We start from the raw sequence: 22,874 nt of genomic DNA, 5'->3' as shown, positions 1-22,874 counted from the left end.
ACGCCGCAGCTCGAACGCGCCCCGATGTGACGTCGACCGCCGACCGACCTGCATACTCCGGGCGGGCGACCTTCGGCATGAGCGGTGGAGGTGTGTGCAGTATGGCCGATGTAAACGAGAGTGACACGGAGTCACACACTACTGTGCGGAACGTCGTGCTCGTGATTCTCGATACGGCACGATCGAAAAGCGTCGGTGCGGTTCCGAGTGCGGTCGCCGCCGATTCCGCCGCTGCCGGTCCGACCGGGGCCGCGCGAGACGCGAGCGGTCACGAGGGCGACGGTCCGCAAACGACCCCCACGTTGTGCCGGCTGGCTGGCGAGGGCACCACGTTCGAGAACGCCTTCGCGACCGCGCCGTGGACGTTGCCTTCACACGCGTCGCTGTTTACCGGCCTGTTCCCGTCCGAGCACGGCACCCACGGCGATCACACGTACCTCGACGACCAGCTCCGAACGCTCCCCGAAGCGTTCGCCGACGCCGGCTACCGGACGGTCGGCGTCTCGAACAACACCTGGATCACCGAGGAGTTCGGGTTCGACCGCGGCTTCGACACCCTCCGGAAAGGCTGGCAGTACATCCAATCGGACGCGGACATGGGTGCGGTCGTCCGCGGGGAGGACCTCCGTGAGAAACTGCAGGCGACGCGAAACCGTCTTTTCGACGGCAACCCGCTGGTCAACGCCGCCAACGTTCTCTACAGCGAACTCCTCCAGCCGGCCGGCGACGACGGGGCCGCCCGGTCGGTCGACTGGATCGGGACCTGGCTCGAGCGCCGCACGGACGACCGCCCGTTGTTCCTGTTCTGTAACTTCATCGAACCACACGTCGAGTACGATCCGCCCCGGGAGTACGCCGAGCGGTTCCTGCCGGCGGATGCGACCTACGAGGAGGCGACCGCGATTCGACAGGACCCACGGGCCTACGACTGCGGGGCGTACGATCTCTCCGACCGGGAGTTTGTCCTGCTCAACGGTCTCTACCGGGCCGCACTCGCCTACGTCGACGACAAACTCGCAACGCTCCGACGGTCACTCGAGGCCGCCGGCGAGTGGGAGGACACCCTGTTCGTCGTCTGTGGGGATCACGGCGAGCACATCGGCGAACACGGCTTTTTCGGCCACCAGTACAACCTCTACGATACGCTGATCAACGTTCCGCTGGTCGCCCACGGCGGACCGTTCACCGGTGGCGGTCGACGAACCGACCTCGTCCAGTTACTCGATCTTCCCGCAACGGTGCTCGAGACGGCCGGCATCGACGATCCCGAACTGCTCGAGCAGGGCTCGAGCCGGTCGCTGCACCCGGATTCGGCGTCGGATCCTCGGGACGCGGTCTTCGCCGAGTACGTCGCCCCGCAGCCGTCGATCGACCGGCTCGAGGCCCGGTTCGGGAGCGTGCCGAAGCGGGTCCGGGCGTTCGACCGGCGGCTCCGGGCGGTCCGGACGGCCGAGTACAAGTACGTCCGCGGCGACGACGGGTTCGAACGGTTACACGACGTCGGCTCCGATCCGTTCGAACGAACCGACATCGCCGACGCGGAACCGGCGGCGGTGCGGTCGCTTCGAACCCGGCTGGAGGCTCGGTTCGAGCCGCTCGAGGACGTCGGCTCGACCGGCGAAGCCGACGTCGCGATGCGCGAGGGAACGAAGGAGCGACTCGCGGATCTCGGCTACCTCTGACCCGCGTCCTTCGGCGGCTGGAACCGGAGACCGGGTTCGCCGGCCGCCGGGGGTCGCGTGCCTATCAAGCGTCCACCTGTTCACGCGGACGCGTTTCCGCCCGGCGTGAAAACGCGTGGTCGTGTCCTCCACCACGCCCCCCGAAACGCGGTCGCTCCCGACGCGAGTCGAGGTCGATCGCGTCGCCGGACGCCTGACGGTCGTCGTCGATGCCGCCCCCGCTGACGCAGCCGATATCACCGTCTCGATCGGTTCGAACCGCCTTCGGATCCGGATCGATCGCGACGGCACCGTCTTCGATCGAACCGTCACCGCGCCGCCGCGCTGGCGCGGGTTTACCGACGAGCGCGAGGCCGTCTGTCACAACGGCGTCCTCACCGTCACCGTCGGCATGCAACGTCGATCGTACCGCTGACGCCGCCCGTTTCGCCGCCGTTGCCTGCAGTACGCTTTTGCCCGTCGATCGGGTACCGTCGCTCGAGCAGCCGGCGTCGGGATCGTTCGGACGACACCGCGCTCGGCGCTGGCTCGTCCCGAGTTCAGGATGGCCACCCACGATCCCCCGGCCGCCGACGGGTTCGTCCCCTTCTTTCGCCGGTACACGAAGACGTGGATTCACGCCGTCGCCACGGCCGGCCTGACCGCGTTCGGCACGCTGACGATCGTCCACCGCTGGTTCGTCGTCCTCGCGCTCGCGTCGTACGTCGTCCCGCCCGTCGTCCTCTATCTTCGGCGGGGCGGGGACCGCGAACGCGAGTCCCGACCGCCGACATCGAACGGCGCTGATACGGGGTCGGGAACCGGTGCAAACGCGTCGGAACGTCCCGATGCGTCGCTCGAGCGGCCACCTCCAAACGGTAGCACGGCCGAACCGGCCGCCCCAGACGGCGATAACCGAACCGGCGATAGCAACAGCCCGCTCGAGGGCCACGACGGTGCGTACTGGCGCTCGATCGACACCCCGACGAGCGCGGCGTTGCACGACGTCACCGTCGCCGAACCGGGTCGCGCCTACGCGGTCGGGACCGGCGGCATCGTCCTCGCCGACGATCACGGGACGAGTACGGTCCTGCTGGCGGACGGGCCGGCCGCCGGGGGGAACGATCTCTTCGGTGCCGACGCGACCGCCGACGGCACCGCCGTCTGGGTCGCGGGCAACAGCGGTACAGTCGGGCGCATCGACGCCGATACCGGACACCACACCGATTACACCGCACCGTCGGGGATCACTGACAACTGGCTCGGCGTCGCCGTCGGCGGCCCGGCAACCGAGGAGACGATCCTGCTGATCAACGGCTCCGGGGCGGTCCTCCGCGGGCGCTACCGCGACGGCGACCTCGCGTGGACCGGTCCCACCACCCCGGGAAGCGGCTCGAGCCTGTGTGCGGTTTCGATGGCCGATCAGTCGGTCGGCTACTGCTGTGACACGAGCGACGCCGTCTTCGAGACGACGGACGGGGGTGAGACGTTCGCGTCCGTCGGGCCGGTCGGTGCCGACGGAACGCTGTCCGACCTCACGACGGGCGGGCGAACGGACTGTCGCGTAAGCACCGACGACGGCGTCGTCTACCGCTACGAGGACACCACGTGGACGCCGGATCGGGTCACCGATGCGTCGGTGACCGGGATCACGCGACACGGGGACCGGACGATAGTGTGTACGGCCGACGGCTCGATCCACGAACGGGACGAGCGCGCGCTCGAGTGGGAGCGCTTCGGGACCGACGCCCCCGGATCGTTGCACGCCGTCTCGAGCGGCGAGGATCGGGCGGTCGCGGTCGGGGACGACGGTTGCGTCGTCGAACGGACCCGATACTCGGCCGACCGCGACGGCTAGTCACGTCATTACATTTCTCCGGTAGCCGGAACGGCCGGTATGGAAACGACTCCCTGGAACGGAACCGGGAACCGAACAGTCGTCGTTCCAGGCATCAACGCGCCGAGTACCGTCGCGTGTCTCCGATCGCTCGGCCGACGGGGGATCCGGACGATCGTCGTCTCGAGCGAGGAAACGACGCCGGCGTTCCGATCGCGGTACTGCGACGAATCGGTGCTCGTGCCCTCGCCACACGACGACCTGGTGGCGTACAAGGAGGCGCTGCGGTCGCTTGCGATGCGGCCCGACGTGTGTACGATCGTTCCCGTCCGCGAACCGGACGTCTACGTCCTCTCGAGGTACAGAGACGAGTTTCGCGAGCACGTGGCGACACCCTGGCCACAGTTCGACACGCTCGCTCGCGTTCAGGACCGCGTGCGGCTCTTCGAAGCCGCGGAGTCCGCGGGCGTTTCCGTGCCGGAGACGACGCTGTTTACGGCGCTGCCCGACGCGGATCGGGAGTGGATCGTCAAACCGCGGTATTCGATCCTCGGGGATGCGTATCTCGACCGGTACACACCGGAGACGTGTGTCGCTCCGCCCTCGACGCGGTATCTGGAGTTCGAATCCGCCCTCGCGTCCGCGCCGGCCGTCGGTTCCGGGACCGGGGCCGCCCCCAGCGCCGAATCCGACGGCGGGACGGTGTCGACGACGACCGACCTCACCGAGCGGCTGCGGTCGGAGATGCACCACGTTCCGGTCGTCCAACAGTACATCCCCACGACCGACGAGTACGGGTTCTTCGCCCTCTACGACCGCGGGGAGCCGGTGGCGACGTTTCAGCACCGCCAGCGTCGCGGCTGGAGTTACGCCGGCGGTCCGAGCGCGTACCGCGAATCGACCCGGATTCCGGCACTCGAGAACGCGGGGCGGGCGTTGCTCGATCACCTGGACTGGCACGGGCTCGCAATGGTCGAGTTCCTGCGCGACGAGTCGACGGGCGAGTTCAAACTCATGGAGGTCAACCCCCGGTTCTGGTCGTCGTTACCGTTTACGGTACAGACGGGGGCTGATTTCCCCTACTACTACTGGCTGCTGGCGTCCGGACAGCGATCGCGGATCGATCACGACTACCGGTCTGACATCGGCGGCCATCTGTTGCGGGGCGAACTCCTGTACCTCCACTCGGTTCTCGTCGACGACGTGCCGCTGGTCGAGAAACCGGACGTTACGGACGCGCTGGCGGACGTGGTCCGATCGCTCGTCGACCAGCCGCGGTTCGACTACCTCAGTCGGGACGATCCGCTTCCGTTCGTCCGGGATCTGGTGAATACGATCGGGGAAATCCGCGACTAACCGCCATCCGGTCGGCGAAACGGGCGCTGAACGGGCGACCCACTGCGGCCGACCGCCCCTCGAACGGACAGCGGACACAGCGGCGACATACGTACCGTTATTTGCCTCGACGGTCCCAGCACACGTGTGGTGAGCGACTGTCGATCGGCGGACGACCGCTGTCAGTTGTGTGGCAGCCGACTGTCCGGCACGCCCGTCGCGCCGGGCAGATCGGACGGCTCCGAAGCGACGGAGGCGGCAGCCGACGGCCCGTTCTGTTCGGCCGGCTGTCGCGATATCGCACACACCCTCGACGCGCCGTCGGACGGAGTCGACGAACACGACGCCGTCGCCCACAGCCCGGACCGGACACGGGAAGGGACGGACGGACCGCCGGACGATGCCGTCCGCACGTTCCTCCGGATCGACGGCATGCACTCGGCGCTGTGTGAATCCTATCTGGAAACCGTCGCGGAGTCCACGGCGGGCGTCGTCGACGCCGCGGCGAGCTACGTCACGGAGACCGTCCGCGTCGATCACGACCCTGACCGGGTTTCGGCGTCCGCGCTCGAGGACGCGCTGAGTACGACCGGCTACACGGCGTACCTCCGCGAGGATGCGGCCGTCGGGGACGACGCCGAATCCACCGGCGGCACCCGGCGCTCACGCGAGATGCAGGGGCTGCGCAAGCGCCGAACGGAGGATATGTTCGAGATGCGGTACATCGTCGGGATCGTCTTCGGATCGTTCCTGCTGGTGCCGTACGCCGCTCTCCTCTACCCGGTGTATCTCGCCTCGATCGTCGACTGGGGGGTGTTGGGGCTGTACGAGGACGCCTTCTCCGGGTTCGACGGCATCCTCTTTCTGCCGGTCTTCTTCGCGATGACGGGTGCCGTCCTCTATCTGACCGGCCGCCCGCTCTTGCGTGGCGCGTACGTGAGCCTGAAACTCCGGCAGCCGAGTACGCACCTGCTCGCGGCGCTGACGATAGTCGGGGCCTACTGTTACGGTACGCTCGCGTTTTTCGCCGGCCGGATCGACGTCTACTACGACCTGACGATCCTCGTCGCCGCGACCGTAATGGCCGCCTTCGTCTACGAAGCGACCACCAAACGGCGCGCGATGAACCAGCTCACCGAGTTGACGATCTCGCAGGTCGACACCGCGCGCCGCTACGACCGCGACGGGACGACCCGGGAGGTACCGGTCGAAGACCTCGAGTCGGGCGACCGAGTGCTCGTTCGTGCCGGCGAACGGATTCCGGTCGACGGGACGCTGGCGGAGGGCGAGTGTACGGTCGACGAAGCGGTCGTCACCGGCGAATCCCTGCCCGTTTCCAAGACCGCCGGCGACGCGGTCATCGGTGGCTCGGTCGTGACGAGCGACGCGGCGGTCGTCGACGTCGGCGAGCGGACGACCAGCAGCATCGACCGACTCACGCGGGACGTTTGGAACCTCCAGAGTGCGACCCACGGCGTCCAGCGGCGGGTCGACCGCCTCGCCGCGGCCGTGGTCCCGGTCGTTCTCGGTCTCGCCGCCGTCGTCGGGATCGGTGCCCTCGCGCTGGGCGCGGGACCGATGGCCGCCGCGATGGCCGTCTGCCTGACCGTCATCGCCGCCAGTCCGTGGGCGCTCGGGCTGGCGACCCCCTGTTCCGTCGCCTCGAGCATCCGGGACGCAATGGCTCACGGCATCGTCGTCTTCGACGAAACCGTCTTCGAACGCCTGCGCGACGTCGACGTCGTCGTCTTCGACAAGACGGGGACGCTCACGACCGGCGAGATGACCGTCCTCGAAGCCGACGCACCCGACGACCTGTTGCGCGCCGTCGGGGACCTCGAACGCCGGGCGTCGCATCCGGCGGCGGCGGCCATCGCGGATGCCTTCGGGAGCGGACAGCCCGGGTCCGACGACGACCGCGAGCCACGCCCCGACGGCGACCCGGCCCGGTCGACGGACGAATCACGGATCGAGGCGTTTCAAACGCACGAAACGGGCGTCGAGGGCGTCGTCGACGGCGATCGGGTGCTCGCGGGCCACCCCGATCTCTTTCCCCAGCGTGACTGGACCATCGAGCCGGCCCTCGAGAGCCGAAGCGCGGCGGCGCGGGAGGCCGGACGGCTCCCCGTCGTCGTCGGCCGCGACGGCCGCGCGGAGGGGCTGGTCGTCGTCGGCGACGAGCCCAGAGCCGGCTGGGACGAGACGATCGCGGCGCTCGACGAGAGCGGGATCGACGTGGTGGTGCTTACGGGCGACGACGAACCGGCGACGGACGCGTTCGCGGACCACCCCGGCGTCGATCACGTCTTCGCCGGCGTTTCGCCCGCCGGAAAGACCGCGGCGATCCGCAGGCTGAGCGCCGAACACGACGTGGCGATGGCCGGAGACGGGACGAACGACGCCCCGGCGCTGGCCGAAGCGGATCTCGGGGTTTCGCTCGGGAGCGGGACGGCGCTTGCCTCCGACGCGGCCGACCTCGCCATCGTCGACGACGACCTCGCCGGGGTCGAGCGGGCGTTCGCGCTCTCGAAAGCCGCCCGGAAACGCGTCGCACGAAACCTCGTGCTGGCGTTCACCTACAACGCGATCGTGCTCCCACTCGCCGTTCTGGGGGTGTTAAATCCCGCCGTTACCGCCGCCGCGCTGCTTGCGACCGGAACCGCGATCGTCGCCAACTCCTCGCGGTCGCTGCTCGAGTAACTGGAACGACGACTCCCACAGTTACTCGACGGTCGTCGTCGCCCCGCAGTCGGGACAGACCAGCCCCGACCCGTCCGCGATCCGCATGTGGTCGTGATCGCACTCGGGACACGCGACGGTCCTGTCGTCCAGAACCGGAATCCGCGTGACGCGGACGTCGTCGCTCCCGCGGGGTGCGCCGAGTGCAAGCACGACGAGGCGGCCGTTCGCGTCGTTCCATCCCGACTGGAACTCGCCGGGAGCGAACCTGATCGCCTCGTCCTCGTCGACGGTGATCTCGCCGTCGCCGGTCTCGAACGTCGCCGTTCCTTCGAGCACGACGAACAGTTCTTCCTGATCGGCGTGGGCGTGGACCGCCCCGCTCAAACGTTCGCCCGGGCCGAGCGCGTATCGGACGACCGCGACGTGGGCGGCTCCGAGGGCGTCGCCGAGGTCGCGCCGGTCGCTGTGGAGTTCGTCGTCGTACGGTTCGGGGTCGACGTCGTCGATCGAGATACGTTCCATGGGTTGGTTTCGGAACGGGGGGACGTTAGTGTAAGCCACCGGCACCCGTTGCCAGCGAGGGCGTTCGCCGCGAAGGTTTATGCCGGTCCTTCGTGTCCGTCGCCTATGTCCACGTTACCGCGATCGAACGCGCTTCGACGAACGCTCGAGGACGGCGACGTCGCACTCGGGGTCCTCGAGAGTACGTACTCCCCGACCCTCGTCGAGTTCTACGGCGAGCTCGGGCTCGATTTCGTCTGGATCGACCTCGAGCACGCCGGCCCGAGTCCGTGGGACGGCGAGCGGATGGCGGACCTCCTTCGGGCCGCGGACGTTTCGGGAACGGAACTGCTCGTTCGGCTGCCCGAACCCGATCCCGGGATGGTGCGCAAGGCCCTCGACGCGGGCGTCCGGAACCTCTTCGTTTCGCGGATCGAGACGGCCGCGGAGGTCCGACAAGCGGTACGGGCATCGCGGTTCCGATACGACGGCGACGCGGGACGGCGGGGGTTCGCCGCCCCGCGTGCGAGTCGGTGGGGAACCACCGACGACTACGCGGCCAGCGAAGACGAGGAGATCGTCGTCGGCGTGACGATCGAGAACCCGACCGCGGTGGGGAACCTCGATGAGATACTCGACGTTCCCGATCTGGGGTTCGTCTTCGCCGGCCCGCTCGACCTCGCCGTCTCGACGGGCCACCCCGGTGAGCCGACCCACGACGACGTCGAAGAACTGGTCGAAGAGATCCGAACGCGCGCGCTCGAGGCCGACGTTCCCCTCGGCGGTCTCGGCTTCGGCATGGACGACGTCAACGAGAAGGCCGACTCCGGGTACCAGATCCTGAACCTCGGGAGTACGACCGGCGCGTTGCAGGGAACGGTGCAGTCGTGGCTCGACGACTTCTCCGGGTAGCGCCGCCCTCGCAAGCGGGCCGCTCGAGATACCTCGTGGGCCGTCTCGATCCGTTCGACTCTCCCCGTCACACCTTTCCCGATCCCGGAGCTACGGCCGCGTATGTTCCCCGGGGAGGGGTTCTGGCTGGTCCGCTTTCTCTTCCAGCGGGGGCTGGCGCTGTTGTACCTGCTCGCCTTCCTCGTCGCCGCGTTCCAGTTTCGCCCCCTCGCCGGCGAGGACGGCCTGTTACCGATCGAGTGGTACGCCGACGGCGCGTCCGTCCGCGAGCGGCCGAGCCTCTTCTATTTCTATCCGGACGATCGGGTCATCGGGCTGGCGGCCTGGACCGGCGTCTGCCTCTCCGGACTGGCAGTGCTTGCGGTCCCGTACTGGCTCCCTAGTCCGTACGCGACCCCCGCGTCAATGCTTCTGTGGGCGACGCTGTGGGGGCTGTACCTCTCGTTCGTCAACGCCGGTCAGACCTTCTACGGCTACGGCTGGGAGTCGATGCTGCTCGAAACCGGCTTCCTGACGATCTTTCTGGGTGCGGGCGACGTCGCGCCGCCGGTCGTCGTCCTGTTGCTCCTCCAGTGGGTGCTCTTTCGCAACATGTTCGGTGCGGGGCTCATCAAACTCCGCGGGGACGAGTGCTGGCGGGAGCTGACCTGCATGGACGACCACTACGAGACCCAGCCGATCCCGAATCCGCTCAGTTGGTTCGCACACCACCTCCCCGATCGGTTTCACCGGATCGAAACGTTCGGAAATCACGTCCTCGAACTCGCGGTCCCGTTTCTCTACTTCGCGCCACAGCCCCTGTCGGCGCTTGCCGGCCTCGCCACGATCGGCTTTCAGGGCTGGCTGTTGCTTACCGGAAACTTCGCCTGGCTGAACGCGCTTACGATCGTCCTCGCGGTCGCGACGTTCAACGACGGGATCGTGACCGCCGTGGTTCCCGTCTCGACGCCGGCGACCGCGGCGACGCCGCTCTATCTCGAGGGGGCGGCGATCCTGGTCGCGCTCGTCGTTCTGGCCATGAGCATCCGTCCGGTCGAGAACATGCTCTCGGAGAGCCAGACGATGAACACCGCCTTCGATCCGCTCCATCTCGTCAATACGTACGGCGCGTTCGGCTCGGTGACGCGGGACCGCCACGAGATCGTCGTCCAGGGAACGACGGCCGACGAGATCACCCCGGAAACGGAGTGGAAGCCATACCGGTTCAAAGGGAAGCCGACCGACCCCGGACGACGGCCGCCCCAGATCGCGCCGTATCACCTCCGGCTGGACTGGCAGCTGTGGTTCGCCGCCATGACGCCGACCCCACGGTACCACCCGTGGTTCCTGCGGTTGCTGACGAAGTTGCTGGAAGGCGACGACCGGACCCTCGCGTTGCTGGCCGAGGACCCGTTCGCCGATTCGAACGTGAAGGGGGCCGATGCACCGACGTACGTCCGTGCGATCCGCTATCGCTATCGATACACGACGCCCGCGGAACGGGCCGAGAGCGGGGACTGGTGGCACCGCGAGCGCGTCGGCACGTACGTCGGCCCTGTCTCGATCGAGGAGCTTCGGGTTCGCGGGCCGGGGCTGTGACGTCAGCGTCGGTCGCTCGAGTCCCGTCTCACCGGCGGCGTCTTCGACAGGACCCGGCCCCACAGATCACGGTTGTCCGCTACCCATCGGTAGCCGCGCTCGCGGAACCGCTCGTAGTCCTCGAAGTTCCGAAGGAACCGAAGCATGTCGTCGACGGAGCCGCCGATATCGGAGCGAGCGAGCGCCTGTTCGATCGACGCGCCACAGGAGTACACCCTGCGGTCGGTCACCAGATGCGAACACTCCTCGTAGTACTCGGGCAGCCGTTCGCGCAGTTCCGGCGAGAGCTCGCTGAACCCGACGATCCGGAGCGACGTCCGGTCGGCGAAGAAGTCGGCCCACCACGTGCAAAACCCGCAATCGTCATCGTAGACGAACGTCGGTTCCATGTCGGATCAACGGGCTTGATTCACAAACATCTGACTGCGGCTTTCCGGAGCCGACGCGTTCGAACCGCCGAGATACTTGTTCCGTGGCCCGGAAACGACCGATATGGCCATCGAACGGTTCGTCACGCTGCTCGTCGCCGGCGGCGGCTGTCTCGTCTCCGGGCTCTGGATCGCGGCGCTTTCCGACTGGGGAGCGACGCCGTGGCTCATCGGCGTCGGTCTCGCCGTGGCCGGTACGTGTAGCCTGCTCGCCGGCATCCTCGACGAACTCGAGATCGGCGTACTGGGTTCTCCGTAGCGGGACTCGTCGGCGTCTTTCCCCTCGAGCCGAACCGGCAGTGCGTGGAACGGTTCGGCGAGACGAACGCGACGGACGTCACCGCCCCGGCGGATGTGGTTCGGCTGAGGATGGGGCGCGTTTGACCGCGCCACAAGACAGCCAAGCCGATGCTGAAACCAAGCAGTCGACGCGTGGAACATATGCGTCTTGAAACCACAGGGCCATTGTACTCGGCCTGAAATCCCGTGGCGGGGTTCCCGCGTCTTCAGGCGCGGGAGGTGGTCAATACGGAGACGGATCGGTGGTACGGAGCGACGACCCGGATCTAGTCTCGTATATGCCTGTTGACTGTGAACATATCGTAGACGACGAAGAGCGAGGCCGGAATAACGAGACCCCAGCCAAGATAAGAGAGGGGTGCGGGTTCGAACAAAGCGAGGTAAGTCCCTGTCAGGAGTACAATACCGGAGATGAGGCGTGTGACGATTCGTGTAAGCGTCAGCCCATGATAGAAATACTCGATCAGCGGGTCGACGAAGATATCCGTGAGAAGCTTGAACAGAAGGGATTCCATATACTGAACTGCTCATATCAGAAATAAAAACGTAGCGGTTGCTCGAGTCCGATTCGGAGCGACCACGTTGCCCATCCGAAACGGGCGGAGACATCCCTCCCGAAGCGTCTCCTGCCGATAAACAGCAGTCCCAAAACGCGGGGAAGCAGAGCGGGCGCGGAGGGATTTGAACCACGTGAACGGCTCGCTTCACTCGCCGTTCTCTGCTTCAAATCCCCGTGCCGGTTCGCTCGTCACCGCGTTCCGCGCTGCACGGGCGCGGAGGGATTTGAACCCCCGACATCTTGGTCCGGAACCAAGAACTCTGTCCACTGAGCTACGCGCCCTCGAGTGGGAATAGGACGGTCGTCATCAAAACGGTTCCCTTTTTCGTCGGCAGCGGGTGCTCGAGCGCTGTGGCGGAATCCGGGCGGCTACGTGGAGGATTCGGTATCGGCGACGGAGCGGGTCCCATCGGTCGCGAATCCGGCGTCTTCGAGGCTGATCTCGAGGGTGCCGTCGGACGCTTCGACGGAGACGGTGTGGCCCTGATACTCGAACTCGAGGCTGGTGAACCCGGAGTCGGAATCACAGACGGTATCGAGAACGTCGGGATCGATCGCGTTGTAGAGCGGTTCGAGGTCGATAGGGTCGGCCCCGTCGGCGCGGGCAACGAGGTCGATGACGGCCATACTGGGTCGTCGTTGGTTCGTGGCCGCCACCGTCATCGAGTGCTGTGATTTCATAACTACTGGTGACGTGACCGGGAGTAAAGAAGGTAACTCAATATTCCGATCGCCGTCAACCGGAGAAATGAAGGGTCCGTTTCGCCGGACCGTTCAGACGACGAGACTGCTACCGCGGTGCTGTCACCGGGTACAGCGGACGCTACTATAGGTGTTTCCTTCGGCGGTCGGACGATCGTCCGTGTCCGGACCGACCCGCGGGACCCAGTGCCGGCTTTGCAGCAGTTATCGAACTGGGGTCGAAGGCCTCCATTCACGAACTACTGCCTCGTCTCGAGTCCGGTCGGGCTACTCCCGCCGCTGGATTTCGTGGCGACCGAAGCCGTACCGGAGGCGGTTTGCCAGCCGCCGGGAGAAGCGTCCGTTCTCGGCCCGGGAACCGAACCGTTCGGACAGCGAGGTGTAGATCAACGGCAGCGGCACCTCCTGCTCGAGCGCTTCCTGAACGGTCCAGGTGCCGGTCGATCCACCCTCGACGCGATCGGCGACGTCTCCGAGGTCGGTTCCCTCCTCCCGGAACGCCTCCTCGCACAGTTCCAGCAGCCACGAGCGGATCACGGCCCCGTTGTTCCAGACCGAGGCGACGTCCTCGAGATCGAGGTCGTACCGGCCCTCGTGGAGCAACTCGAAGCCCTCGCCGTAGGCCTGCATGAGGGCGTACTCGACGCCGTTGTGGACCATCTTGACGTAGTGGCCCGACCCCGCGGGACCCATGTGTTCATGGCCGTCCGGGCCGGTCGCGACGGCATCAAAGATCGGCGTAAGCTCATCGTAGGCGCGTTCGGGGCCGCCGATCATCAGCGAGAAGCCGAGTTCCGCGCCGGCGGGACCGCCGGAGGTCCCACAGTCGAGATACGCCGCGGGACAGGACTGTGCCCGTCGAACCGAATCCTCGAAGTAGGAGTTGCCACCGTCGACGACGATGTCGTCCGCGTCGAGATGCGACTCGAGTTCCTCGAGCGCGGCGTCGACGGCCTCACCGGCGGGGACCATCAGCCAGATCCGCTTGGGTCCGTCGAGTCGAGCCACGAGGTCCGGAATCGAGTCGGCCGGCTCGGCTCCGGCATCGGCAGCCGTCGCGACCGCCTCCGGCTCGAGGTCGAAGGCGACGACGTCGTGCCCCGCATCGAGGACGCGGTCGACGACGATCTGTCCCATGCGTCCGAGTCCGATTACGCCCAGTTGCATAGCGGGAGTTCCGCGGGGGGATGAGGTAGTGGTTGTGATTCTCGTTCGTCCCCGCCGGTAGGCGGTGCCTCGGGGTCGCGTGTGATATCGGACGCCACAGGGGACGAAAACGGTGAGGCAGCCGAAACCGCCGAACGGATCGCGCGAGCCCGAACGCGAGTCGACGGATCAGTAAAGCGGCTCTTCGAGGCGGGCCCAGCCGATCGCGTCGAGGACGACGATCCGATCCCTGTACCGAACGTAGACCCCGTTGTACCGATCGTCGCTCCCATCGTAGTACGGCAGCGACTCACGGACGGCGTCGACGACCGACCAGGCACCGTCGCGCTCGAGTGTGACGTGCTCCCACTCCTCGCGGGCGTCGTTACGGACGGCCCGGTCGATCGCGCGTCGTGCGCCGGGGATTTCGTCCAGTTGTCGGGAGGTGGCTGCCACGACGGTCGCGTCGTCGGGGACGTCAGCCCGGCCGACGACGCGCGCCCCGAGATCGGCCTTCGAGCACGCGTCGGTGTCCCGTGATCGGTTCGCACTGAGCACGTAGCCGGCGGCTGCGGCCGTCCCGACCGCGAGCAGCGACAGTGCCACGTCTTTCCCCCTGAGCATTATGAGAGTACGTTACAGCAACCGACTAAGTATCTTTCGCAAGAACGTTCGTTTCCGAGAGGTTCGTCGGCGAACAACCGTTCAACGGCGGCAGCGACGCCGGTTACAGCGCCGCGGCGAGGTTCGACGTAATCGCGCCGCCGACCACGAGCAGCGCGATTCCGACGATCGCCGCCGCCCGGTACAGTCCGAGCGCGTCGGCGGCGGGTTCGCGGAGTTTCTTTCCGTTGAGTCCGGCCTCGAGTCGCTTCGCCCCGACCTCGACGAGGCCGGCCAGAAGCAGCCAGAGCGCGACCATCGAGAGCACGAGGTGCCCGTTCGGCGTGTTGACGAGCGTCTCCGACGTGTAGTGGCTCTCGGCGAGGTAGCCGCCGGTGAGCAACAGGACGAGCGCGCTCGTCCGCGAGATCAACGTCAGCTTTCCCGAGATCGCTTCGAGCGGCTTCGTCGTGTTGAACGCCCCGTCACGGGCCAGCGGTAACACGACAAAGGCGACGTAGAAGACGCTGCCGGCCCAGATCGCAGCAAACACTAGATGGACCGCCTGTGCGAGGAACGTATCGATCATACCGGATTTCTCGGAGAGGGATGGTATCAGCGTTCCGACTTCCGGCCGATCGGGGGCCGGCGGCCGGAAAAACGTGACGGCCGGCGGGTCACTCGAGCCAGTCCGGCGTCCAGGCGACGAGCCGACGCCGAACGAGTGCATAGCCGATCGAGACGGCGGTGCCGCCGAGCACGACGGCATCGAGCCAGCCGTCGAAGACGACCAGTGGGGGGATCGCGAGGACGATGGCGACGGCGGCGTCTTCGGGTGCGCCGTCGTACCGGATCCACCGTCGCGGTCGGACCCACCGGCCGCGAACGTGATCGTAGACGGCCCGGTCGCTGCCGTTGTTCCACGGGTCCAGTTCGGGACCGCCGCCGACCGCGTCGCTTGCGGCGTGCAGCCACGCGGTGCCGGCAAACGCTGCGACCGCGACCGTTTCCGCCGACGGACGCGTCACCGCGAGAACCGCCGTCGGGACGGCCACCGCGAGCCCAGCCACGGGGAAGTGGAAGGTTCGGCGGTGCTCGAGGGCGAGATCGACGTCGGGTGCGAGCCCACCGAGGAGCGCACCGACGGCCAGTGGCACGCCGAACTCGGGGACGACGGCAGCGATCGGGGCCACGAGGGTGAGTCCGGCGAACGCGTGTGTGGTCGCCATCATCGGTCCGACGTACGGCCCCAGCGAGGAAAACGATACGCGACTGGCGCTCCGCTTTCAGCCGCCCAGTCACAGCGCTCGAGACACACTGAACTGTGGGAACGCCGCCCTCGCCACCGTCAATCAGGGGACCCGACCTCGGATCTCGAGAATAGATCGTAGCATCTCGATACGGTTGTTCCTTATTGAAGCCTCGATGCTGACCCTAGGTTTATATAGATCGGAAATATACAATTCGATATGGTTGGAGCGAACATCCTTTCCAAAGCGTGGAGCCGCCTTTATGACCGCTATAGTCCGGATGGTGGTTCGGGTTGCTGTGATACTCATATCGAGAAATCGGAATTCGAGCGTGCCGGATCCGAGACCGGAAGCTGCTGTGAGCAATAAACGAACCGAAAAAATACAATATGTCCGAACACGGATCACCGCCCGACGAAGCGTACGACGCGCTCGAGCGACTGTACGACGATCCCGACGAACGGGTCGCTGACCTGCAAGAACTCGGCTCGGAAGAACGAGACGTCGCCGGTCAGGCGGCCGTCTTCAAAGCGCTGGGGAACGAAGACCGTCTCCGACTTCTCAGTGCGCTTCGGGAGTCCGAGTGCTGTGGCTGTGAGTTACAGGTCGTCCTCGACGCACCGCAATCGACGGTCGCCACACACCTCAGGAAGCTGAAAGAAGCGGGGCTGGTCAAATCACGCAAGAAGGGCAAGTGGAGTTACTACCGGATCGCCGATACCGCAGTCTTCGAACTGCTCGATCTCGGTCACGCGGTTCAGGAGGAGAGCTAGGGATGGTGCCGCCGGAGCTGTGGCGTGGTCTACTGGATTCGTGGAACTACTTTCTCCATCTCGGAGTCGTCCTCGTGCCGCTTTTCATCGGCGCGTCGTTCATCGTCGGTCTCGCACGGGAGTATCTCCCACCGGAGCGAGTCGAACGGAAACTTCGTGGTCACGACGAGGGGACCGGCAACGTGGCTGCTGCCGGACTCGGCGCGGTCACGCCGTTTTGTTCGTGTTCGACTGTGCCCGTTCTGGCCGGACTCCTTCAGGCCGGTGCACCGCTCGGGGTGGCGTTTTCGTTTCTCCTCGCGTCGCCGCTCGTCAACTGGATCGCGGTCACGTTGCTACTCGGTCTGTTCGGCCTCGAAATAACCGTCTGGTACGTCAGTGTAACGCTTCTCGCGTCCATCATCGGGGGTATCGTTATCGGGCGCTTGGGCCTTGCTGGGCACGTCAAAGACGTGCAGCTGACGGCCGGAACGAACCCCGCCGCCGCGACCGACGGCGGGACGGCCGACTGCTGTAACGGCCACCGTCCGTCCGCTTCCGGAACGCACAGACGGCGGATCGAGGCGGCCGCACGCGAGGCGTGGTCGTTCTTCGTCGAAACGCTGCCGTATCTCGTCCTCGGGATGACGATCGGCGCCCTTATCCACGGCGTCGTTCCGCGACGGCTCCTCCATGCCGTCCTCGGAGCCGAGAACTCGCTTGCCGTGCCGCTTGCTGCACTCGTCGGCGCACCGGTCTACATGAGCCTCAGCGGAATGTTGGCGCTCGCAGCGTCCCTCAGCGAACAGGGAATCGCTATCGGAACCGTGCTGGCGTTCGTCATCGGCGGCGCTGGCGTGAGTCTCCCGAACCTGATCCTGCTCAACAAACTGTTCGAACGCCGACTCCTCCTCGTCTACGCTGGCACCGTCGTAACGATCGGCATTGCCGTCGGACTCGTCTTCAACCATCTCGTCGTGTAACCGTTACTCGAGGTTTTCGCCCTGATAACTGCCGTCGTAGCTGTCTTCGTGGTTGGCTTCGGCGAACACCAGTTGCGCGATCCGGGCACCGCGTTCGATTTCGATGTCGTGATGGACCTGCAACAGGCCTTCGCCCCGGCCCTCGTAGCCTGCGTCCCACACCGCCGTGTTGAGCATACAGGAGTTGCGCATCAACGACGAACGCGGGTAGACGAAGCCGATATGACCCTCGGGGATCTCGATGCGCTCGTTGTACCGCGCGACGTAGGCCCCTTCGGGCAGGTAGTAGGTGTCGGGTGCTTTCTGCTCGAGTTCCTCGAGCGGGCGGGCGACGCGATCGCCGATCTGTTTCCCATCGCGGCGGATCCGGCCCGGTTCTAGCTGCTCGAAGACGATATCGAGGGTGAGATCGACGCCGTTTGGCTGGATCTGCTCGTCGGTCGTCGGCGAGACGTGATCGGCAACGAACGCACCGGAACGGAACATATCGGTGCAACGCTCTGGAACGGAGAAAAACGTATCCGTTCGCGCCTGCCCACCGGTCGTTCGGCGGCGTCGCGACGGTCCGCAGACGCCCTCGTTCGGCGCTCGACGAACGTCCACTTCGACGGCAAAAATTACGCGAAAGCTCCCAGCTTGGTCGGGATTGACATGGTCGTTCCCTATAGAAACACGCTGGATTTATCAGGACGGACGGCCGAGTTTCGGGTGCTATGGGACAAACTCTCACCGAAAAAATCCTCGATGACCACCTCGTCGAGGGCGAACTCGAGACCGGCGAGGAAATCGGGATCGAGATCGATCAGGTGCTGACCCAGGACACGACCGGTACGATGGTCTGGCTCCAGTTCGAAGCGATGGGGCTGGACGAAGTCCAGACCGAGATCGCCGCCCAGTACTGCGACCACCAGACCTACCAGTTCGACTTTAAGAACACCGACGACCACCGTTTCCTGCGTTCTGCAGCCGGTACCTACGGCGCTTACTTCTCCCGTCCCGGTAACGGCATCTGTCACAACGTCCACCGCGAGAACTTCGCGGCCCCCGGCAAGACGCTGCTGGGTTCGGACTCCCATACCCCGACGCCCGGCGGCCTCGGCGAACTCGCCATCGGCGCCGGCGGGATCGACGTGACCGTCGCCATGGGCGGTGCCCCCTACTACATCGAGATGCCCGAAGTCGTCAACGTGCGCCTCGAGGGCGAACTCCCCGAGTGGGCGACCGCCAAGGACGTCATCCTCGAACTACTCCGGCGGCTGTCCGTCAAGGGCGGCGTCGGCAAGATCCTCGAGTACACCGGCCCGGGCGTCGAGACCCTGACCGCGCCCGAGCGCATGACCATCACCAACATGGGCACCGAGCTCGGCGCGACCTCGTCGATCTTCCCGACCGACGAGCAGACCAAAGACTACCTCGAGCGCGTCGGCCGCGGCGACGAGTACGAGGAACTCCAGCCCGACGAGGACGCCGAGTACGACGACGAGATCGTCGTCGACCTCTCGGATCTGGAGCCGCTGATCGCCCAGCCGTCGATGCCCGACAACGTCGTCCCCGTCCGCGAGGTCGCGGGTCAGGACGTCGATCAGGTCATCGTCGGCTCCTGTACCAACGGCGGCTACGAGGACATCCTCCCGGCCGCGAAGATGCTCGAGGAGCGCGAAGTCAACCCGACGACCGAGATGATCGTCGCGCCCGGCTCCAAGCAGGCCTCCGAGATGCTCGCCCGCGAGGGCTGGGTCGCGGAGATGATGGCCGCCGGCGTCAACTTCTCCGAGGCCACCTGCGGTGCCTGTATCGGTATCGGTCACGTGCCCGCCTCCGACTCCGTCTCGCTGCGGACCTTCAACCGCAACTTCGAGGGCCGCTCGGGTATCGAGGACGACAACGTCTTCCTCTGTTCGCCGGAGGTCGCCGCCGCCGCGGCGATCAAAGGCGAAATCGTCGACCCGCGGGACCTCGCGGACGAACTCGGCGACCTCGAGGCACCCGGTATCGAACTCCCCGAGGAGTACACCGGCTCGAAGACGGACCTCATCACGCCCGACGAAGCGCCCGACGACGAGCTCGTCAAGGGGCCGAACATCGGCGACGTCCCGCTGCGTGACGAACTCGACGCCGACATCGAGGGAGAGGCCCTCCTGAAGATGGAGGACAACATCACGACCGACCACATCATTCCTGCGACCCAGGACATCCTGATGTACCGGTCGAACATCGACAAGCTCTCGGAGTTTACCCTCTCGCGCGTCGACGACACCTTCGCCGAGCGCGCCCGTGAAGCCGACGGCGGCGTCCTCGTCGCCGGCGAGAACTACGGGCAGGGTTCCTCGCGCGAACACGCCGCGATGTGTCCGATGTACCTCGGTATCGAAGCGGTTCTCGCCCAGAGCTTCGCGCGCATCCACCGCGCGAACCTCTTCAACTTCGGCATCGTCCCGCTGACGATCGACGAGGACACCTACGAGGACATCGATCAGGGAGACGAGATCGAGATCGTCGATGACGTCTACGACGCCGTCACCAGCGGTCAGGAGGAGTTCACCGTCCGCGTCAACGGCGACGAGGAGTACACCGCCACGCTCGACGCTTCCGAGCGCGAGCGGTCGATCCTCGCCGCCGGCGGCAAACTCTCCTGGACGAAACAGCAGGCCGAAGGCGGCAGCGGCGCAGCGCCCGCCGACGACTGATCGCCACAGCCAGACTCCGACGTTCGACTTTTTTCGGTGACCCGGTCCCGGACCGGCCGCGCTCGAGGAACGGAAAACTGTCTTCAGGCAGCGTCCGGTAGCACGTTCGAATGGCGACTGACGGACACGCGAACGCTGGCTTTCGACGGCTCTTCGCGGCGGACGGACTGACCGTCGGCATCGGCTTTCCGCTTACGGGAGCGACCCGTTCGCGGCCGGATATCGATGCGGAACTGCGCCTCGCGAACCGCGCCGAATCGCTCGGGTTCGACGGGCTCTGGGCGCGGGACGTGCCGACGTACTGGCCGAAGTTCGGCGACGCGGGCCAGACGTTCGACGTCTGGCCGTGGCTCTCGTCCGTCGCCGCTCACACCGACGATATCGCGCTCGGGACCGCAAGTATCGTCCTTCCGCTCCGACATCCGATCCACGTGGCGAAATCCGCCGCGACGGTCGATCGGCTCTCGGACGGCCGACTCGTCCTCGGCGTCGCCTCGGGCGACCGCGATCCCGAATTCGCAGCGTTCGGCGTCGACCGTGAGGAACGGGGCGCTGCGTTTCGCGAACGGTTCGACGCAATCCGGACGCTCTGGCGCGAGGAGTTCCCGGAACTCGAGGGCGAGTGGGGGCGTCTCGAGGGGGAACTCGAGGTCGTGCCGTCGCCGACGACGGAGACGGTTCCCCTGTTGCCGACCGGGAACGCCCGCCAGTCCCGGGCGTGGATCGCCGAGCACGGCGACGGCTGGCTCTTTTACCAGCTGCCCGAGAACACCCTCGAGAGCTACCTCTCGGACTGGCGGGCCGACGCCGGCACGAAGCCGTACGCGATGGCCGTTCGCGTCGCGCTGGCGGACGATCCCACGGCAGGGCCGGAGCCGCTGCATCAGGGGTATCGGGCCGGAATCGAGTGGTTTCGCGAGTACTTCCGGCGACTCGAAGGCTACGGCGTCGATCACGTCGTCGTCGGTTTCGAGAACGACGACACCGAGCGGGCGCTCGAGACGTTCGCCGACGAGATCCTCGCCACGCTGTAGCGTCTCACACCTCGAGCGGTACGTCGATGCGTTCGACCCGGTCGGTCGCGTCCGCCGTGACGTCCGGATCGACGACGAGTGCGGGGTCGTCGCCGCCGGTCGCCGAATCGTCGCCGTCGCCATCGTCGGCCGCCGCGGAACTCACCGAGGCCGCGAACTGATCGACGTCGACCCGCGGACAGGCGTCGATCTCGAGGTCGGGGTGTGTCGCCGCCGGAAACGTCAGCCGCAGCGTCGGTTTCGGCCGGCAGCTCACTTCGCGTACCCGGTTCGCGTCGCCGGTTTCGGCGTCGACCGTTTCGACGACGTACGACGGGGACGCCTCGTCCGCTCGTCGCTTCCGGAGGACGATCAGTACGTCCGGCACCGTCCCGATCCCGGTGAGATCGATCGTGAGCAACACGTCCGAGACGAGCGCGAGCGAGCGGGCGGCCTCGATGGACGTTCCGTCGCCGTCGCCCTCGATGGTGACGGTGCCGGTGACCTGCTCGTCGAACGGCGGGAGGGCCGTCCGTGGATCGAGGTCGACGGTCACGGGCTCGAGCGCCTCGCCGGGTGAGAGCGGATCCGTCTCCCCGTGGCCGAGGGTCAACGTTCCGCCCTCGCCGTCGGGCGAGTCGAATCGGAAGGGGTCGTCGACGGTCAGCGCGATCGAAAGCGGCTCGGCCACCTGGTTGGCGACGGCGAACGTTGCAGGCGGTACGCCAGCGGCCGTTCCGTCATCGAACAGGACGCCGCTGCTTTCGACGCCGTCTTCGGTTCCCTCGGTTAGCCCGAGATAGGCGTCAACGTCGCTGACGACGTCGAGTGGAACGTCCCGTTCGGGGCTACTGCGGGAGTAACCGAACGTCTCGGCTGCGAGGAGACCGCCCGAACCGGCGATCATTGCCAGTGCCGTGCGTCGTGTCCGTTTCATCGTGTGTGGCTGGGATCTTCGGCGGGTGGCTGGCGGTTCACTCGGTGTAGGTGTGTTCGACCCCCGGCGGATCGCTGCCGATCCCGAGTCGGTTCCGTCTGGCGTAGTAGCGGTGTGCGAGCGCGGAGACGCCGAACGTGACGACGACGAACACGCACCACGCGTAGGGCGACACCGCCGCGAACGGACCGATCGCGAGCGCCGAGGCGACGAGCAACGCGCCGGAAAGGAGCGTCAGCCCGAGGTAGTAGTCGCCCCACGGAATTTCGCGCCCGCGAACGATATCCATGTAGATTTCCACGTCCTCGAGGGCCGGCGTCGGTTCGACCGTTCCCCGGTCGCGGTCGAAGTCGATGACGCCGGCCTTGTCCATTTTCGGCAGGTGTGACTGGTGAAGAGCGGTGTAGACGCGTTTGCGATCGCTGCTCGTGACCTGGTGGAGATCGAGGCCGTCCTCACAGGCGGCGATCTCCTGTGAGAGGGTCCCGATGTCGATTCGTTCCCCCGTGCGCATGAGTTCGTGGAGGATATATCGTCGCCGCTGGTTCGAGAGCAGTTCGAAGAGTTCGTCCTCCGTGAGGGTCTCGTCGGACGTCCCCGCCTCCGTTTTCGGCCTCGACAGTTTGTTACCCTTGGCCAGTTCCATGTGAGATTCCCCCATATATGATACAATCGTATTCCCTCTTTCAATAAAAGTGTTCGGTGGAGATTAAATAATTGAGAATCGACGACGGTTTGCGCGGACGATCGTCGATCCGTTCGACCGAGTGTTCGTTCCGAATACCGTAGTCGGCGAGCGAGCGACCGGAGACAGTGGTCTCGAAACCGGTTCAAATGGACGTTGACCCGAGTCAAACAGTCGATATTGGGGACGGGAGGCGCGTTCGACACGGATCTCGTCACTGCCTCCCATTCTACGGTTCGGTATCGGTCGGCGGACGGTTGACCGGACGGAACGTGACGTTGAGATCGACTCCACGAGCGTATTACAATACCCGATGGCGTTCA

At 66.2% G+C, this 22,874-nt stretch carries 23 protein-coding genes and 1 tRNA gene; 12 read left to right on the top strand and 12 right to left on the bottom strand.

What is annotated here, in order from left to right; genetic code table 11:
* Positions 1-101 precede the first annotated feature (101 nt).
* From TX80_RS04950 to TX80_RS04930, 5 genes are all read left to right on the top strand, one after another.
* A complete protein-coding gene (locus TX80_RS04950) occupies positions 102-1,682 on the top strand; it encodes a sulfatase (RefSeq protein ID WP_049921845.1) in 1,581 nt (526 codons plus the stop codon).
* Between the two features lie 121 nt (positions 1,683-1,803).
* Positions 1,804-2,097 carry a hypothetical protein gene (locus TX80_RS04945; protein ID WP_049922215.1) on the top strand — a complete coding sequence of 98 codons (294 nt, stop codon included), beginning with the start codon at positions 1,804-1,806 and terminating at the stop codon, positions 2,095-2,097.
* A gap of 129 nt (positions 2,098-2,226) precedes the next feature.
* On the top strand, positions 2,227-3,519 hold the full coding sequence (locus TX80_RS04940) for a hypothetical protein (protein WP_049921843.1): 1,293 nt from the start codon (positions 2,227-2,229) through the stop codon (positions 3,517-3,519).
* 39 nt (positions 3,520-3,558) lie between these two features.
* Positions 3,559-4,854, top strand: coding sequence for a carboxylate--amine ligase (locus TX80_RS04935; RefSeq protein ID WP_049921841.1), 1,296 nt, complete (start codon positions 3,559-3,561; stop codon positions 4,852-4,854).
* A 129-nt stretch (positions 4,855-4,983) separates the two neighbouring features.
* Positions 4,984-7,533 (top strand): heavy metal translocating P-type ATPase, encoded by a 2,550-nt coding sequence (locus TX80_RS04930; RefSeq protein ID WP_049922214.1) that lies wholly within the window; start codon positions 4,984-4,986, stop codon positions 7,531-7,533.
* 21 nt (positions 7,534-7,554) lie between these two features.
* Here TX80_RS04930 and TX80_RS04925 read toward each other — a convergent pair whose 3' ends face one another.
* A complete protein-coding gene (locus tag TX80_RS04925) occupies positions 7,555-8,037 on the bottom strand; it encodes a cupin domain-containing protein (RefSeq protein WP_049921839.1) in 483 nt (160 codons plus the stop codon).
* A 105-nt stretch (positions 8,038-8,142) separates the two neighbouring features.
* On the opposite strand from TX80_RS04925, the gene TX80_RS04920 reads away from it, so the two are divergent.
* Together TX80_RS04920 and TX80_RS04915 are read left to right on the top strand one after the other, a co-directional pair.
* Positions 8,143-8,928, top strand: a complete 786-nt coding sequence (locus TX80_RS04920; RefSeq protein ID WP_049921837.1) for an HpcH/HpaI aldolase family protein — start codon at positions 8,143-8,145, stop codon at positions 8,926-8,928.
* 102 nt (positions 8,929-9,030) lie between these two features.
* Entirely contained in the window at positions 9,031-10,506 is a 1,476-nt protein-coding gene (locus TX80_RS04915; RefSeq protein ID WP_049921836.1) for a lipase maturation factor family protein, read from the top strand.
* A 2-nt stretch (positions 10,507-10,508) separates the two neighbouring features.
* Here the strand turns inward: TX80_RS04915 and TX80_RS04910 are convergent, their stop codons facing one another.
* Entirely contained in the window at positions 10,509-10,895 is a 387-nt protein-coding gene (locus tag TX80_RS04910; protein ID WP_049921834.1) for a DCC1-like thiol-disulfide oxidoreductase family protein, read from the bottom strand.
* Between the two features lie 103 nt (positions 10,896-10,998).
* On the opposite strand from TX80_RS04910, the gene TX80_RS04905 reads away from it, so the two are divergent.
* Entirely contained in the window at positions 10,999-11,193 is a 195-nt protein-coding gene (locus TX80_RS04905; protein WP_230198669.1) for a hypothetical protein, read from the top strand.
* A gap of 307 nt (positions 11,194-11,500) precedes the next feature.
* Here TX80_RS04905 and TX80_RS04900 read toward each other — a convergent pair whose 3' ends face one another.
* From TX80_RS04900 to TX80_RS04870, 7 genes are all read right to left on the bottom strand, one after another.
* Positions 11,501-11,749 carry a hypothetical protein gene (locus TX80_RS04900; protein ID WP_049921833.1) on the bottom strand — a complete coding sequence of 83 codons (249 nt, stop codon included), beginning with the start codon at positions 11,747-11,749 and terminating at the stop codon, positions 11,501-11,503.
* 253 nt (positions 11,750-12,002) lie between these two features.
* Positions 12,003-12,075: transfer RNA gene (locus tag TX80_RS04895), tRNA-Arg, on the bottom strand.
* Between the two features lie 87 nt (positions 12,076-12,162).
* The gene (locus TX80_RS04890) at positions 12,163-12,474 is read right to left on the bottom strand and encodes a HalOD1 output domain-containing protein (protein WP_230198668.1); all 312 of its coding nucleotides are present in this window, start codon (positions 12,472-12,474) and stop codon (positions 12,163-12,165) included.
* A gap of 288 nt (positions 12,475-12,762) precedes the next feature.
* Positions 12,763-13,662: a phosphogluconate dehydrogenase (NAD(+)-dependent, decarboxylating) gene (gene gnd, locus TX80_RS04885; RefSeq protein ID WP_049921831.1), complete on the bottom strand. Its 900-nt coding sequence runs from the start codon at positions 13,660-13,662 to the stop codon at positions 12,763-12,765.
* Positions 13,663-13,830: 168 nt separating this feature from the next.
* Entirely contained in the window at positions 13,831-14,265 is a 435-nt protein-coding gene (locus TX80_RS04880) for a hypothetical protein (protein ID WP_049921829.1), read from the bottom strand.
* Between the two features lie 103 nt (positions 14,266-14,368).
* Positions 14,369-14,833 (bottom strand): hypothetical protein, encoded by a 465-nt coding sequence (locus TX80_RS04875; protein ID WP_049922212.1) that lies wholly within the window; start codon positions 14,831-14,833, stop codon positions 14,369-14,371.
* Between the two features lie 88 nt (positions 14,834-14,921).
* On the bottom strand, positions 14,922-15,476 hold the full coding sequence (locus tag TX80_RS04870) for a hypothetical protein (protein ID WP_049921828.1): 555 nt from the start codon (positions 15,474-15,476) through the stop codon (positions 14,922-14,924).
* A gap of 407 nt (positions 15,477-15,883) precedes the next feature.
* Here TX80_RS04870 and TX80_RS04865 point away from each other — a divergent pair, with 407 nt between their 5' ends.
* Positions 15,884-16,267: an ArsR/SmtB family transcription factor gene (locus tag TX80_RS04865; RefSeq protein WP_049921827.1), complete on the top strand. Its 384-nt coding sequence runs from the start codon at positions 15,884-15,886 to the stop codon at positions 16,265-16,267.
* 2 nt (positions 16,268-16,269) lie between these two features.
* Positions 16,270-17,229 (top strand): permease, encoded by a 960-nt coding sequence (locus tag TX80_RS04860; protein ID WP_049921826.1) that lies wholly within the window; start codon positions 16,270-16,272, stop codon positions 17,227-17,229.
* 3 nt (positions 17,230-17,232) lie between these two features.
* On the opposite strand, the gene TX80_RS04855 is transcribed toward TX80_RS04860, so the two are convergent.
* Positions 17,233-17,715: a deoxyuridine 5'-triphosphate nucleotidohydrolase gene (locus TX80_RS04855; protein ID WP_049921824.1), complete on the bottom strand. Its 483-nt coding sequence runs from the start codon at positions 17,713-17,715 to the stop codon at positions 17,233-17,235.
* Positions 17,716-17,942: 227 nt separating this feature from the next.
* On the opposite strand from TX80_RS04855, the gene TX80_RS04850 reads away from it, so the two are divergent.
* Positions 17,943-19,916, top strand: coding sequence for an aconitate hydratase (locus TX80_RS04850; protein WP_049921822.1), 1,974 nt, complete (start codon positions 17,943-17,945; stop codon positions 19,914-19,916).
* A gap of 110 nt (positions 19,917-20,026) precedes the next feature.
* Positions 20,027-20,950 carry an LLM class oxidoreductase gene (locus tag TX80_RS04845; RefSeq protein ID WP_049921821.1) on the top strand — a complete coding sequence of 308 codons (924 nt, stop codon included), beginning with the start codon at positions 20,027-20,029 and terminating at the stop codon, positions 20,948-20,950.
* 4 nt (positions 20,951-20,954) lie between these two features.
* Here TX80_RS04845 and TX80_RS04840 read toward each other — a convergent pair whose 3' ends face one another.
* Together TX80_RS04840 and TX80_RS04835 are read right to left on the bottom strand one after the other, a co-directional pair.
* Positions 20,955-21,836 (bottom strand): hypothetical protein, encoded by an 882-nt coding sequence (locus TX80_RS04840; RefSeq protein ID WP_049921820.1) that lies wholly within the window; start codon positions 21,834-21,836, stop codon positions 20,955-20,957.
* 67 nt (positions 21,837-21,903) lie between these two features.
* Positions 21,904-22,527, bottom strand: coding sequence for a DUF7344 domain-containing protein (locus TX80_RS04835; RefSeq protein ID WP_394324875.1), 624 nt, complete (start codon positions 22,525-22,527; stop codon positions 21,904-21,906).
* Between the last annotated feature and the right edge of the window lie 347 nt (positions 22,528-22,874).

Origin of the sequence: Halopiger djelfimassiliensis (assembly GCF_000455365.1) — an archaeon.
GTDB lineage: Archaea > Halobacteriota > Halobacteria > Halobacteriales > Natrialbaceae > Halopiger_B > Halopiger_B djelfimassiliensis.
This window is presented reverse-complemented; position numbering and strand designations above follow the sequence as displayed.